The sequence below is a fragment of the Pseudomonas sp. 22189 genome, from assembly GCF_052045635.1.
Lineage (GTDB): Bacteria > Pseudomonadota > Gammaproteobacteria > Pseudomonadales > Pseudomonadaceae > Aquipseudomonas > Aquipseudomonas parakoreensis.
On the sequence record NZ_JBQEPG010000008.1, the window covers coordinates 172,928 to 185,236 of the forward strand.

The following is a 12,309-nucleotide window of genomic DNA, read 5'->3' on the forward strand; positions in this document are numbered from 1 at the left end:
GTGTCCCCACCCCGAAACAGCCCATCCAACTTTCGCGCCGAAGAATCGGGGCGCTGTCTTTCCCCCCATCCAATGGAGCCCGGATGCTAGAACTTGTAGCCGCTTTTATCTGCCTCACCACCCTTCTCACCTTCGTCAATTACCGCTTCATCGGCCTGCCGCCGACCATCGGCGTCATGGTCACCGCGCTGATGTTCTCCCTGTTGCTGCAAGGCCTGAGCGTGCTCGGCTACCCCGGCCTCGAAGAACGCGTGCAGCAACTGATCGGCCAGATCGACTTCGGCGACCTGCTGATGAACTGGATGCTGTCGTTCCTGCTGTTCGCCGGCGCCCTGCACGTCAACCTCAACGATTTGCGCAGCTATCGCTGGCCCATCGGCCTGCTGGCGACGTTCGGCGTGCTGATTGCCACCGCCGTGATCGGCAGCCTCGCCTATTACATTTTTGCCCTGTTCGGTTGGCACGTGAGCTTCCTCTACTGCCTGCTGTTCGGCGCGCTGATTTCGCCGACCGACCCGATCGCGGTACTCGGCGTACTGCGTACCGCCAATGCCTCAAAACCGCTGAAAACCACCATCGTCGGCGAGTCGTTGTTCAACGACGGCACCGCGGTCGTGGTGTTTACCGTGCTGCTGGGCATCGCTCAGTTGGGTGAGACGCCGACCCTCAGCGCCACGGCCATGCTGTTCGTGCATGAAGCCCTTGGCGGCGTGCTGTTCGGCGGGCTGATCGGTTATGGGGTGTACCGGATGATCAAAAGCGTCCAGCAGCATCAGATCACGGTGATGCTGACCCTGGCGCTGGTGATCGGCGGTTCGGCGATGGCCACCGAGTTGCACGTCTCGGCGCCGATTGCGATGGTGGTGGCCGGCCTGATCATCGGCAACCTGGGGCGTAACCTGGCGATGAACGACATGACCCGCAAGTACCTCGACGGCTTCTGGGAGCTGCTCGATGACATGCTCAACGCCCTGCTGTTCGCGCTGATCGGCATGGAGCTGTTGCTGCTGCCGTTCAACTGGGCGCACGTGGCGGCGGCCAGTTTGCTGGCACTGGCGATCCTGCTGTCGCGCCTGCTCACCGTGGCCCCGGCCATCGTTCTGCTGCGGCGTTGGCGCACAGTGCCGCGTGGCACCATCCGCATCCTGACCTGGGGCGGTTTGCGCGGTGGTGTTTCGGTGGCACTGGCGCTGGCTCTGCCGCTGGGCCCGGAGCGCGACTTGCTGTTGAGCATCACCTACATCGTGGTGCTGTCGTCGATCCTGTTGCAGGGCCTGACCATCGGCAAACTGGTCAAGCACGCCACCCGCGACGAGCCGGCCACCACGGCCGAGCCCGCGCACCACTGATCATTTTCTGATCTGCTGCGGGTCAGGCTTTTCGGCCTGATCCGCAGCCCCTTTGGCCTTGCCTGTTTCCTTTGGCGCACCGCTTTCGCTGCGGATCTGCGCATGGCTGATCAGGGCAAAGATGCAACTGCCGCCGATGATATTCCCCGCCAGCGTCGGACCGGCAAACACCATCCAGAAATCACTCCACGGCAACTCGCCGGCAAACACCAGATACGAGACTTCTGCCGAACCGACCACGATGTGGGTGAAGTCGCCCAACGCCATCAGATAAGTGATGAGGATGATGATCCACATCTTCGCGCTCTCCATGGACGGGATCATCCAGACCATGGTGGCGATCATCCAGCCGGAGACGATGCCCTTGGCGAACATCTGGCTGGCGTGGTTCTCCATGACCTTGCGGCCGATTTCAAGGAAGGCGTGATCAGTCTTGGTGTCGAAGATCGGCAGCTCGAGCATCACGTACGCCACCAGAATCGTCCCGCACAAATTGCCGAACAGGACGACGCCCCACAAGCGGATCAACCGGCCAAAATTGGCCAGGGTCGGTTTGGTCATCACCGGGAGGACGGCGGTCAGGGTGTTTTCGGTGAACAGTTGCTGGCGGGCGAGAATCACCGCGAGGAAACCGGCACAGTAGCCGAAACTGGCGATGACCTTGTATTCGTCGCCCTCGGGCAGGCGCGAATTGAGCAGGCCCATGCCCATCAGCGACAGGCCCATGGTCAATCCGGCCGCGAGCGCCGACCACCACAACGCGGCGATGCTGCGCTCCAGTTCCTGATCGCCCTGAGTGCGGATGATTTCATGCAGAACCGCTGCGCGAGGCGGCTGGTTTTTCTCGACTTCATGTTGTTCATCGGTCGAGAGATTGGGGGTCTTGCCGTCTGTCGGGGTGGTCATGGCGTGGGAACCGGGTGGGGGCTTTTAGCTACGACCCTTGCCGTTCGGAATACGTTCTGTAGGAGCTGCCGAAGGCTGCGATCTTTTGATTTTGCTCGACCAAAACAAAGTCAAAAGATCGCAGCCCTCGGCAGCTCCTACAGGGCTTGCATTACTTGGTGACGAGCTCATCTTCCTTGAACTGATCTTTGACGTACTTGATCTCGGTCCGCCCGTGCGGCGCTGGCAGGCCGTCTTCACCGAGGTTGACGAAGACCATCTTTTCGACGGTGAGGATGCTCTTGCGAGTGATCTTGTTGCGAACCTCGCAGGTGAGGGTGATCGAGGTGCGGCCGAACTCGGTGGCGGTGATGCCCAGTTCGATGATGTCGCCCTGGCGCGAGGCGCTGACGAAGTTGATTTCGGAAATGTACTTGGTCACCACGCGCTGATTGCCCAACTGGACGATCGCGTAGATCGCCGCTTCTTCGTCGATCCAGCGCAGCAGGCTGCCGCCAAACAGGGTGCCGTTGGGGTTCAGGTCTTCGGGTTTGACCCATTTGCGGGTGTGGAAATTCATGTTCACTCCTGAGCGTTTGCCGAAAGATGGCGCCATCTTGGCAGACCGGGCGGTCAGGCTCCATGAGCCTTCTACTATGGTCGCTATTAACGATCTTCATCTGGCCGACAGAAACCCTTTGGAAGATCAGTCTAGACGGCTATAATCGCCCCCGTTTCAAAACGGTAACCTTCACTTGTTACCGTTTTCCCGCCACCTGTCCGAGGGGCGCTGCAGCAGGATCAACCTGTCAGGCTCGGATGGGGCGTTGACTGGCCACGGCCGGACACTAAACGCACAACGGCGCCCATTCGCATACATTACGAATGGAGGCTCTTCATGAGCGCTGTTATCACGCCTGCAGATTTTAACGATTACAAAGTTGCCGACATGTCCCTGGCTGCCTGGGGCCGTCGCGAAACCATCATCGCCGAGTCGGAAATGCCGGCCCTGATGGGTCTGCGCCGCAAGTACGCCTCCGAGCAGCCGCTCAAGGGCGCGAAAATCCTCGGCTGCATCCACATGACCATTCAGACTGCCGTGCTGATCGAAACCCTGGTTGCCCTGGGTGCCGAAGTACGTTGGTCGTCCTGCAACATTTTCTCGACTCAGGATCAGGCCGCTGCGTCCATCGCTGCCGCCGGCATCCCGGTTTTCGCCTGGAAAGGCGAGACTGAAGAAGAGTACGAGTGGTGCCTGGAGCAGACCATCCTGAAAGATGGCCAGCCATGGGACGCCAACATGATCCTCGACGACGGCGGCGACCTGACTCAGCTGCTGCACGACAAGTATCCACAAGTACTGGACCGCGTTCACGGCGTGACCGAAGAAACCACCACCGGCGTTCACCGTCTGCTGGACATGCTGGCCAAGGGCGAGCTGAAGATCCCGGCGATCAACGTCAACGACTCGGTGACCAAGTCCAAGAACGACAACAAGTACGGCTGCCGTCACAGCCTGAACGATGCGATCAAGCGCGGCACCGACCACCTGCTGTCCGGCAAGCAAGCGCTGGTCATCGGTTACGGTGACGTGGGCAAGGGTTCGGCCCAGTCCCTGCGTCAGGAAGGCATGATCGTCAAGGTTTCCGAAGTTGACCCGATCTGCGCCATGCAGGCCTGCATGGACGGTTTCGAACTGGTTTCGCCGTTCATCGACGGTATCAACGACGGCACCGAAGCAAGCATCGACAAAGCGCTGCTGGGCAAGATCGACCTGATCGTGACCACCACCGGTAACGTCAACGTTTGCGACGCGAACATGCTCAAAGCTCTGAAGAAGCGCGCTGTTGTCTGCAACATCGGCCACTTCGACAACGAAATCGACACCGCTTTCATGCGCAAGAACTGGGCATGGGAAGAAGTGAAGCCACAGGTACACAAGATCCACCGTACCGGCCCGGGCGCTTTCGACGCGCAGAACGACGACTACCTGATCCTGCTGGCCGAAGGCCGTCTGGTGAACCTGGGCAACGCCACTGGTCACCCGAGCCGCATCATGGACGGTTCGTTCGCCAACCAGGTACTGGCGCAGATCTTCCTGTTCGGCCAGAAGTACGCCGACCTGTCGCCAGCCCAGAAAGCCGAGCGTCTGACCGTTGAAGTACTGCCGAAGAAACTCGACGAAGAAGTGGCCCTGGAAATGGTGCGCGGCTTCGGCGGCGTGGTCACTCAACTGACCAAGCAACAGGCTGACTACATCGGCGTGACCGTCGAAGGCCCGTTCAAGCCGCACGCTTACCGCTACTGATTGGCTGAGCGTCGACGCGGTGTGCCTGGCGCACCGCGTTGCCTGACTGGCGCTGCTGACCGCTCTGTGTAGGAGCTGCCGCAGGCTGCGATCTTTTGATCTTCAAAGATCGCAGCCTGCGGCAGCTCCTACAGGAGTACAGCGTCCGGCTTACGTGTTTCCAAGGGTATGACCATGTCCCAAGACCGTCGCTACAGCTTCGAGTTCTTCCCGACCAAGACCGATGCTGGGCATGAAAAACTGCTCAACGTTGCCCGCCAGTTGGCAACGTACAACCCCGATTTCTTTTCCTGCACCTACGGCGCTGGCGGTTCTACCCGTGATCGCACCCTCAACACCGTTCTGCAGCTGGAAAGCGAAGTCAAAGTACCGGCCGCACCGCACTTGTCGTGCGTCGGCGACAGTAAAGACGACCTGCGCGGCCTGCTGAACGAGTACAAGGCTGCCGGCATCAAGCGCATCGTTGCCCTGCGCGGTGACCTGCCGTCCGGCATGGGCATGACCAGCGGCGAGCTGCGTCACGCCAATGAACTGGTTGAATTCATTCGTGAAGAAACCGGTGATCATTTCCACATCGAAGTTGCCGCTTATCCGGAGATGCATCCGCAAGCGCGCAACTACGAAGACGATCTCGCCAACTTCGTGCGCAAGGCCCGCGCCGGCGCCGACAGCGCGATCACCCAGTACTTCTTCAACGCCGACAGCTACTTCTACTTTGTCGACCGTTTGCAGGCGCTGGGCGTGGATATTCCGGTGGTACCGGGGATCATGCCGATCACCAACTACAGCAAGCTGGCGCGTTTCTCCGATGCCTGCGGTGCGGAAATCCCGCGCTGGATCCGCAAGCAACTGGAAGCCTACGGCGACGACAGCCAGAGCATTCAGCGCTTCGGCGAGCAGGTTGTCAGCGAAATGTGCGAACGCCTGCTGCAAGGTGGCGCACCAGGGCTGCACTTCTATTCCATGAACCAGGCCGAGCCTAGTCTGGCGATCTGGAATAACCTGAAGTTGCCGCGCTAAAAAGCATCAAAACACAATCAAAAGATCGCAGCCTTCGGCAGCTCCTACAGGGGTGTCGTGGCTGCGATCTTTTGCTTTTGAATCCCCGAATTAGAGCTTGTGCAGGCACTTTCTGGCTCTTTCGCGTTTCTCGTCGTAATCTCAAGCCATGCCTTTGATCGCGCAATTATTCACGGTGCTGGTTTTTGCTTGCCTGAGCTTTGCCGCTCGGGGCGAGAAGTTGCGTATTGTCACCGAGCCATGGGCGCCGTACGTGTACGAAGAGGACGGCAAGAACCTCGGGCTGGATTACGAAACCACGGCCATCGTGTTCAAGCGTCTGGGGATCGAGGTCGAATGGCAATTTTTGCCGTGGAAACGTTGCCTGTCGATGCTCGAAACCGGTCAGGCTGACGGCGCACTGGACATCTTTCACAGCGACGAGCGCGACGCCACCCTGCTCTACCCCATCGAACCGCTGTCGGACGTCGAGTTCGTGATGTTCTACGCCAACGACCGGCCACACCCGTTCAGCAAACTCGAAGAACTCAAAGGCCTGACCATCGGCACCTCGCCGGGTTATCTGTACAGCCCTGACTTCAGCGAATCGACACTGTTCACCCGCGAACCGGCGCCCACCCACGAAGCCAACTTCGGCAAACTGCTGCGCGGGCGTATCGACTTGCTGATCACCGATCGCCGCGTCGGTCAGCATTTGCTCGATCAGTTGAATATCCGCGATCAAATCAGCGAAAACCCTACAGTTATCAGCCGCCAGAGCCAATATCTGGCCGTTCGCCGCAATGCCGGGATGGATCTGCTGGTGGCGCGTTTTGGCGCCGAGCTCAAGCGCTTCAAGCGCGAACCGGCCTACGCCGAGCTCAGCGCACGCTACGGCGCAGCCCCGGTCGACGCTGCGCCAATGAGCAACGTCTCGGCCAGCCGCAAAACCGTTGAGCAGCAGGAAAGCAGCGCGCAGTGATTGCTCTGTTATACTCCGGCGTTCCCGCCAGGCTCACGCCCGGACGCCCGGAACCGTAACAGGCCTCCAGTCCCGCTACAGCGCAGCTTTTCAGCCCGCGCGAGCGCTCCTGACGTGCCTTCGAGACCGCAGCAGGACCGGACGGGGTCGCGTCCTCTTAAACGCGATTCGCGCCAGGCAAGACTCCCATTGGGCCAAGCCCTAACTAAAACAGGATTACTCATGTCCTTTGCTTCCCTCGGTCTCTCCGAGGCTTTAGTCCGTGCCATCGAAGATGCGGGCTATACCGAGCCTACTCCGGTGCAACAGCGGGCCATTCCCGCCGTGTTGCAAGGTCGCGACCTGATGGTTGCGGCACAGACAGGTACCGGTAAAACCGGCGGTTTCGCCCTTCCGATCCTGGAGCGGTTGTTCCCCAACGGTCACCCGGACAAATCCCAGCGTCACGGCCCGCGCCAACCGCGCGTCCTGGTCCTGACCCCGACCCGCGAACTCGCGGCCCAGGTTCACGAGAGCTTCAAGATCTACGCCCGTGACCTGAAATTCGTCAGCGCCTGCATCTTTGGCGGCGTCGGCATGAACCCGCAAGTCCAGGCCATGTCCCGTGGCGTTGACGTCCTCGTCGCCTGCCCGGGTCGCCTGCTTGACCTCGCCGGCCAGGGCAGCGTTGACCTGTCCCACGTCGAAATCCTCGTCCTCGACGAAGCCGACCGCATGCTCGACATGGGTTTCGTGCACGACGTGAAGAAAGTCCTCGCGCGTCTGCCGGCCAAGCGTCAGAACCTGCTGTTCTCGGCGACCTTCTCCAAAGACATCACCGATCTGGCCGGCAAGCTGCTGCACAACCCGGAACGCATCGAAGTCACGCCGCCGAACACCACGGTCGAGCGCATCGAGCAACGCGTGTTCCGTCTGCCGGCCAGCCACAAGCGTGCCCTGCTGGCGCACCTGATCACCGCCGGCGCCTGGGAACAGGTACTGGTGTTCACCCGCACCAAGCACGGCGCCAACCGTCTGGCCGAATACCTGGACAAACACGGCCTGCCGGCTGTGGCGATCCACGGCAACAAGAGCCAGAACGCCCGCACCAAAGCCCTGGCAGACTTCAAGGCCGGTGAAGTGCGCATTCTGGTCGCTACCGACATTGCCGCACGCGGCCTGGACATCGACCAGTTGCCACACGTGGTCAACTTCGAACTGCCGAACGTCGATGAAGACTACGTGCACCGTATCGGCCGTACTGGCCGCGCCGGTCGTTCGGGCGAGGCGATCTCGCTGGTCGCACCGGACGAAGAAAAACTGCTGAAAAGCATCGAACGCATGACCAAGCAGAAAATCGCCGACGGCGACCTGATGGGCTTCGATGCCAGCACCATCGAGGCCGAGAAGCCTGAAGTGCGCGAGCGTCCGGACATGCGCAACCCGCGCAACTCCCGCGGCCCGCGTGGCGACGGTCCGAATGGCGGCGGCGGTGGCGGCGGTCGCAAGGACAAAGGCAAAGACAAGGGCAAGGAAAAGCCGGCCGGCGAACGCGGCGAGCGCCCTGCCCGTCAGCAGAAACCACGTGAAGGCACGCCGAGCCGCGAACAGCGCCCAAGCCAGCCACCACGCGCGGCTGCCGACCGTGCACCGGACGAGTTCCTCGACGACGATATCGATAACTTCGGTAACCGCGTTGACTACGTGCCCAAAGCCGCTCCGGCCGGTGGGCGTAGTCGCCGTCCGGGCGCGCCAGGCCAGGGCGCAGGTGCCGGCGCACCTCGCGGCGGTCAATCGCAAGGTCGCCAGAACGGCCCGCGCAACAGCAACGGTTCGAGCACCGGCACCCCGCCGGGCAAACGCAACGGCCCGCGCAACGGCGCTCCACGTGATGGCCAGGGCCGTCGTGACGAGTCCTCGCGCAACCGCCGTCCGGCTCGCGACGATCAGCAACGCGCCGAACCGGCCGTGCAGAACCCGCGCAGCACCGGGCCGAAGATCATGCACAAGGAGTCGAAAGCCGACCGCTTCCCGACGCCTGAGCAGCTCGATCAACTGCCGACCCGTCCGCGCGGCGAAAAACCAGCCTTGCTGACCCGCAATCGCTGAGTTATCGCAGCCATGAAAAATGCCCCGGTTCGAAAGAGCCGGGGCATTTTTTATGGATGTCCCAGAACCCGCTTTCTGTAGGAGCTGCCGAAGGCTGCGATCTTTTGNCAGGATCAAAAGATCGCAGCCTTCGGCAGCTCCTACAGGGGATTCGGGTTGTGGCGGGCAATAAAAAACGCCCCCGGCCTTGCGACCGGGGGCGTTTTAGTGTGGCAGCGAAGTTATTTCGCTTTCACACCTTCAAACGAGATGTACAGGTCGACGTTGTCGGACTGTGGGCCCAGGTCCATCATCTTGCCGAAATCAGAACGCTTGATGCTGGTAGTACCTTCGAAGCCGGCACGGTAGCCGCCCCATGGATCCTTGCCTTCGCCCAGGAACACGGCCTTGACCACGATTGGCTTGGTCACGCCGTGCAGGGTCAGGTCGCCGGTCACGTCAGCCGTGTCTTTGCCAGCGGCGTTCTTGCCGGTGGATTTGACGCTGGTGGAGACGAACTTGGCGTCAGCGTATTTGCCCACGTCCAGGAAGTCTTTGCTGGCGATGTGCTTGTCGCGCTCGGCGTGGTTGGTGAACACGCTGGCGGTCTTCACGTTGAATTCGATTTTGCTGTCTTCAGGCTTGGCAGCGTCAAAGCTGAACTTGCCGTCGATGTCCTTGAAGGTACCGGTGATGTAGCTGTAGCCCAGGTGGCTGATCTTGAAGTCGACGAAGGCGTGCTGGCCTTCCTTGTCGACGGTGTAATCAGCAGCCATCACGTTCGCGGACAGTACGGCCGAACCGATTGCCAGAGCGGCCAGAGTCTTTTTCAACATGCTTTCTTTTCCTTTGAGTCGAGGTTGAATTTCAGGATTTGCGACCGAGCATTCGCGTCAGGGTCGCATCACGATCGATAAAGTGGTGCTTCAATGCTGCCAACGCATGGAGGCCGGAAAAAATTACCAGCGCCCACGCCAGCCAGAGATGAATCACCCCAGCGGTATCTGCCTGATCCGGTAGCCCGGAAACCAGTGCAGGCACTTCAAACAGACCAAACACCGGAATCCCGACACCGTCTGCGGTGGAAATCAGGTAACCGGCAAGCATCACAGCGAACAGCCCGACGTACAGAAACCCGTGGCCGAATTTGGCGCCGATGCGGGTCATGCGGCTGTAGCTCTGCAGGGTTGGCGGCGGAGGGCTGATAAAGCGCCAGAGCACCCGCAACACCATCACACCCAACAACACCAGACCGATGCTCTTGTGCAGATCCGGCGCGTCTTTGCGCCAGCTGCTGTAGTAATCCAGCCCCACCATCCACAGACCCAGCGCGAACAGTCCGTAGACTGCCAGCGCCACGCCCCAGTGCATGAAGATGCTGACCCAACCATAGCGTGAAGCAGAGTTACGTAGCTGCATTGCCCAAATCCTGTGAGAACTGCGAACCAAGACTAGCGAGTTATCTATCGAATTAAAGCGGAAAATTTTGCTTTGAAATATCGAGAAATACGATCAAGAGTCTGTAAGTGGCTTGTTAAGGAAAGATTAAGCGGGAAAAGTGTGGCGGGATGTTGTTGCCAGACAATGGAATTGCGTTGTCTGAGCGAACCCTTCGCGAGCAGGCTCGCTCCCACAGGTGATCGCATTCTCTCTGAAAGCACTCGGTCAAATGTGGGAGCGAGCCTGCTCGCGAAAGCGATCTGACAGGCAAAAAAAAGCGCGGCATAAACGCCGCGCTTTTTTCATTCACCGCAAGGCTTACTGCGCCTTGGTCTCGGTCGTTGCTGCAGGCTTGGCCGCTGGCTTCTTCACCGGCTCAGCCTTTTTCGCCGCAGGCTTGGCTGGGGCCTTTTTCGTCTCGGTTTTCGCTGCAGGCTTCTTCGCCGCAGGCTTGGCTGGCGCTTTCTTCGCCGGCTCGGTTTTCACCGGAGCAGCGGGTTTCGGCGCTTCCACCGGAGCTGGCGCAGGTGCCGGAGCCGGTGCAGGCGCTGGGGCCGCTGGCGCTGGAGCCGGCTCAGGCGCCTTCGCAGGCTCTGGCTTCTTCTCGTCGTCCGAACCGCCAAACAGGTTGCTGAAGAAGTTACCCTTCTTCGCCGCCACGGCACCCGCTGAGCCCGCCGCTGCTGCAGCCGGAACCACTTTGACCGGTTCAAACGACTTGCCGGCGGCCAGGTCTTCAACCTGACTGGCCGCACGCTGACCAGTGCGCAGCGCACCTTCCAGGGTGCCCGGGTACAGGGTGTCGGTGTGCTCGCCCGCGAAGGTCACGCGTTGCAGTGGGCGCTCCCACAGGCGCCAGAACTTGCTGATCTGGCCCGGGCCGTAAGCCAGGTAGGCGCCGCCCATCGACGGGTCAGTGCTGTAGCGACGGATTTCATAACCGGTGAACGAGCCACGGGCCTGTGGATAAAACGCGTGCAGACGGATCAGCACCTGATCGACCATCTGCTTGTCGCCGAACGCCTGCATCACGCGGGCATTGTCGCCGGACAGGTTGATCACCACGTTGGCGCCACCCTTCAGCGCCGGTTCGATCCAGAGCATGCCGAGGCCGGCGTTGCTGTAGATCTCACCGGACATGCGCGCCTTGCTTTCCCACACCGGCGTCTTGAACTTCAACATGATCTGGTCGCGCCAGCCGTAGTTGGTGCCCTTGATCGCGGCCAGATGCTGGGCGTCCAGTGCCGGGGTCAGCGCAATCTTGTTCAGCGCGCGCAGCGGCACGGCCAGCACCACGTAATCAGCCTGGTAGCCGACACTGCCGACCTTGACGGTCACGCCGTCCTTGTCCTGAGTGATCGCCGACACCGGCGAGTTGGTCTTGATGGTCTTGATCTGTTTAACGAAAGCCTGGGCCAGCACCTGGCTGCCGCCGACCAGACGCGAGGCACGCAGGTCGCGGTCAGAGACGCCGCGATACACGCGGTTCTGCTGGGCGAAATACAGCAGCGACAGACGCGAAGGCTCGTCGTAATGGGTGCGGATGTCCTGGTTGATCAACTGACGCGCGGTGGCCGGCAGGTTCTGCTTGTCGAGCCAGCTCGACACGTTGATCTGGTCCAGCGCATGCAGGGTGTTGGTCGCGGCCGGGTTCTGCGGGTCATCGATCGAACGGGCCAGATCGTCGAGGGTTTTCTGATAGCGCTTCAAGGCATCGGCGGTGGCCGGTTGCTTGGTCGCCAGATCAGCAGCGGAGAAATATTCACCGTCGATCAGATAACCCGGTGTACGCACAAATTCAGGGGCTGGCGTGGTGCTCAGCTTGAAGGTCGAGACGTATTTGTTCAGCACCGGCTGGGTCTTGTCGTTGCCGATCCACTCGCTGGTGGCCATGCCCGAGCGACCGCCCAGGCTCGGTTTGGCTTCCAGCAGGGTGACCTGCCAGCCCTTGTTTTGCAGCTCGTAAGCCGCGGTCAGGCCCGACAGGCCGCCGCCGATCACGATTGCGGTTTTATCCTTGGCCAGCGCCGTAACGCTGAACAGCCCCAACATCACCAGCGCACAGGCGCGCAGCCAACCGACAGACATTCAGCGAACTCCGGAAATACACGTAGGAAAAAAGCAGTTTTGCGGGTCAGACGACCCAAAGAACCGCGAAGAATACGTCAGCCATCAAAACGCCGCCAGCGACGTCTATCGGCCCATACAAAGTAGCTCAATCGACACAATGGGTTGTTCCGACGCGATGCATTGCATAGGCTTGCGCGATTGTTTGCCCG

10 protein-coding genes and 1 riboswitch are annotated in these 12,309 nt (G+C 60.6%); of the genes, 5 read left to right on the forward strand and 5 right to left on the reverse strand.

The window, feature by feature from the left end; all coding sequences use genetic code 11:
- Positions 1–83 precede the first annotated feature (83 nt).
- Positions 84–1,349 (forward strand): cation:proton antiporter, encoded by a 1,266-nt coding sequence (locus tag ACTJKS_RS11005; protein ID WP_086793619.1) that lies wholly within the window; start codon positions 84–86, stop codon positions 1,347–1,349.
- Here the strand turns inward: ACTJKS_RS11005 and ACTJKS_RS11010 are convergent, their stop codons facing one another.
- On the reverse strand, positions 1,350–2,255 hold the full coding sequence (locus tag ACTJKS_RS11010; protein ID WP_108184061.1) for a formate/nitrite transporter family protein: 906 nt from the start codon (positions 2,253–2,255) through the stop codon (positions 1,350–1,352).
- A gap of 151 nt (positions 2,256–2,406) precedes the next feature.
- Positions 2,407–2,814: an acyl-CoA thioesterase gene (locus ACTJKS_RS11015; protein WP_003229043.1), complete on the reverse strand. Its 408-nt coding sequence runs from the start codon at positions 2,812–2,814 to the stop codon at positions 2,407–2,409.
- Between the two features lie 196 nt (positions 2,815–3,010).
- Positions 3,011–3,109, forward strand: a riboswitch (S-adenosyl-L-homocysteine riboswitch).
- A gap of 23 nt (positions 3,110–3,132) precedes the next feature.
- Here ACTJKS_RS11015 and ahcY point away from each other — a divergent pair.
- The 4 genes from ahcY to ACTJKS_RS11035 all read left to right on the forward strand — a co-directional run bounded on the left by ahcY (position 3,133) and on the right by ACTJKS_RS11035 (position 8,611).
- Positions 3,133–4,542: an adenosylhomocysteinase gene (gene ahcY, locus ACTJKS_RS11020; protein WP_007959684.1), complete on the forward strand. Its 1,410-nt coding sequence runs from the start codon at positions 3,133–3,135 to the stop codon at positions 4,540–4,542.
- A 174-nt stretch (positions 4,543–4,716) separates the two neighbouring features.
- On the forward strand, positions 4,717–5,562 hold the full coding sequence (gene metF / locus ACTJKS_RS11025) for a methylenetetrahydrofolate reductase [NAD(P)H] (RefSeq protein ID WP_003229047.1): 846 nt from the start codon (positions 4,717–4,719) through the stop codon (positions 5,560–5,562).
- Between the two features lie 148 nt (positions 5,563–5,710).
- The gene (locus ACTJKS_RS11030) at positions 5,711–6,523 is read left to right on the forward strand and encodes a substrate-binding periplasmic protein (RefSeq protein WP_041063457.1); all 813 of its coding nucleotides are present in this window, start codon (positions 5,711–5,713) and stop codon (positions 6,521–6,523) included.
- 222 nt (positions 6,524–6,745) lie between these two features.
- On the forward strand, positions 6,746–8,611 hold the full coding sequence (locus ACTJKS_RS11035; protein WP_108184062.1) for a DEAD/DEAH box helicase: 1,866 nt from the start codon (positions 6,746–6,748) through the stop codon (positions 8,609–8,611).
- Between the two features lie 221 nt (positions 8,612–8,832).
- On the opposite strand, the gene ACTJKS_RS11040 is transcribed toward ACTJKS_RS11035, so the two are convergent.
- The 3 genes from ACTJKS_RS11040 to ACTJKS_RS11050 all read right to left on the reverse strand — a co-directional run bounded on the left by ACTJKS_RS11040 (position 8,833) and on the right by ACTJKS_RS11050 (position 12,118).
- Positions 8,833–9,426, reverse strand: coding sequence for a YceI family protein (locus ACTJKS_RS11040; RefSeq protein ID WP_041063462.1), 594 nt, complete (start codon positions 9,424–9,426; stop codon positions 8,833–8,835).
- A 31-nt stretch (positions 9,427–9,457) separates the two neighbouring features.
- On the reverse strand, positions 9,458–10,009 hold the full coding sequence (locus ACTJKS_RS11045) for a cytochrome b (protein ID WP_108184063.1): 552 nt from the start codon (positions 10,007–10,009) through the stop codon (positions 9,458–9,460).
- A 339-nt stretch (positions 10,010–10,348) separates the two neighbouring features.
- Positions 10,349–12,118: a flavin monoamine oxidase family protein gene (locus ACTJKS_RS11050; RefSeq protein ID WP_262948151.1), complete on the reverse strand. Its 1,770-nt coding sequence runs from the start codon at positions 12,116–12,118 to the stop codon at positions 10,349–10,351.
- Between the last annotated feature and the right edge of the window lie 191 nt (positions 12,119–12,309).

Bases quoted from the DNA above. Each gene is read 5' to 3' on its own strand.
- ACTJKS_RS11005 (WP_086793619.1), top strand. From the start codon at position 84: ATGCTAGAACTTGTAGCCGCTTTTATCTGCCTCACCACCCTTCTCACC.
- ACTJKS_RS11010 (WP_108184061.1), bottom strand. From the start codon at position 2,255: ATGACCACCCCGACAGACGGCAAGACCCCCAATCTCTCGACCGATGAA.
- ACTJKS_RS11015 (WP_003229043.1), bottom strand. From the start codon at position 2,814: ATGAATTTCCACACCCGCAAATGGGTCAAACCCGAAGACCTGAACCCC.
- ahcY (WP_007959684.1), top strand. From the start codon at position 3,133: ATGAGCGCTGTTATCACGCCTGCAGATTTTAACGATTACAAAGTTGCC.
- metF (WP_003229047.1), top strand. From the start codon at position 4,717: ATGTCCCAAGACCGTCGCTACAGCTTCGAGTTCTTCCCGACCAAGACC.
- ACTJKS_RS11030 (WP_041063457.1), top strand. From the start codon at position 5,711: ATGCCTTTGATCGCGCAATTATTCACGGTGCTGGTTTTTGCTTGCCTG.
- ACTJKS_RS11035 (WP_108184062.1), top strand. From the start codon at position 6,746: ATGTCCTTTGCTTCCCTCGGTCTCTCCGAGGCTTTAGTCCGTGCCATC.
- ACTJKS_RS11040 (WP_041063462.1), bottom strand. From the start codon at position 9,426: ATGTTGAAAAAGACTCTGGCCGCTCTGGCAATCGGTTCGGCCGTACTG.
- ACTJKS_RS11045 (WP_108184063.1), bottom strand. From the start codon at position 10,009: ATGCAGCTACGTAACTCTGCTTCACGCTATGGTTGGGTCAGCATCTTC.
- ACTJKS_RS11050 (WP_262948151.1), bottom strand. From the start codon at position 12,118: ATGTCTGTCGGTTGGCTGCGCGCCTGTGCGCTGGTGATGTTGGGGCTG.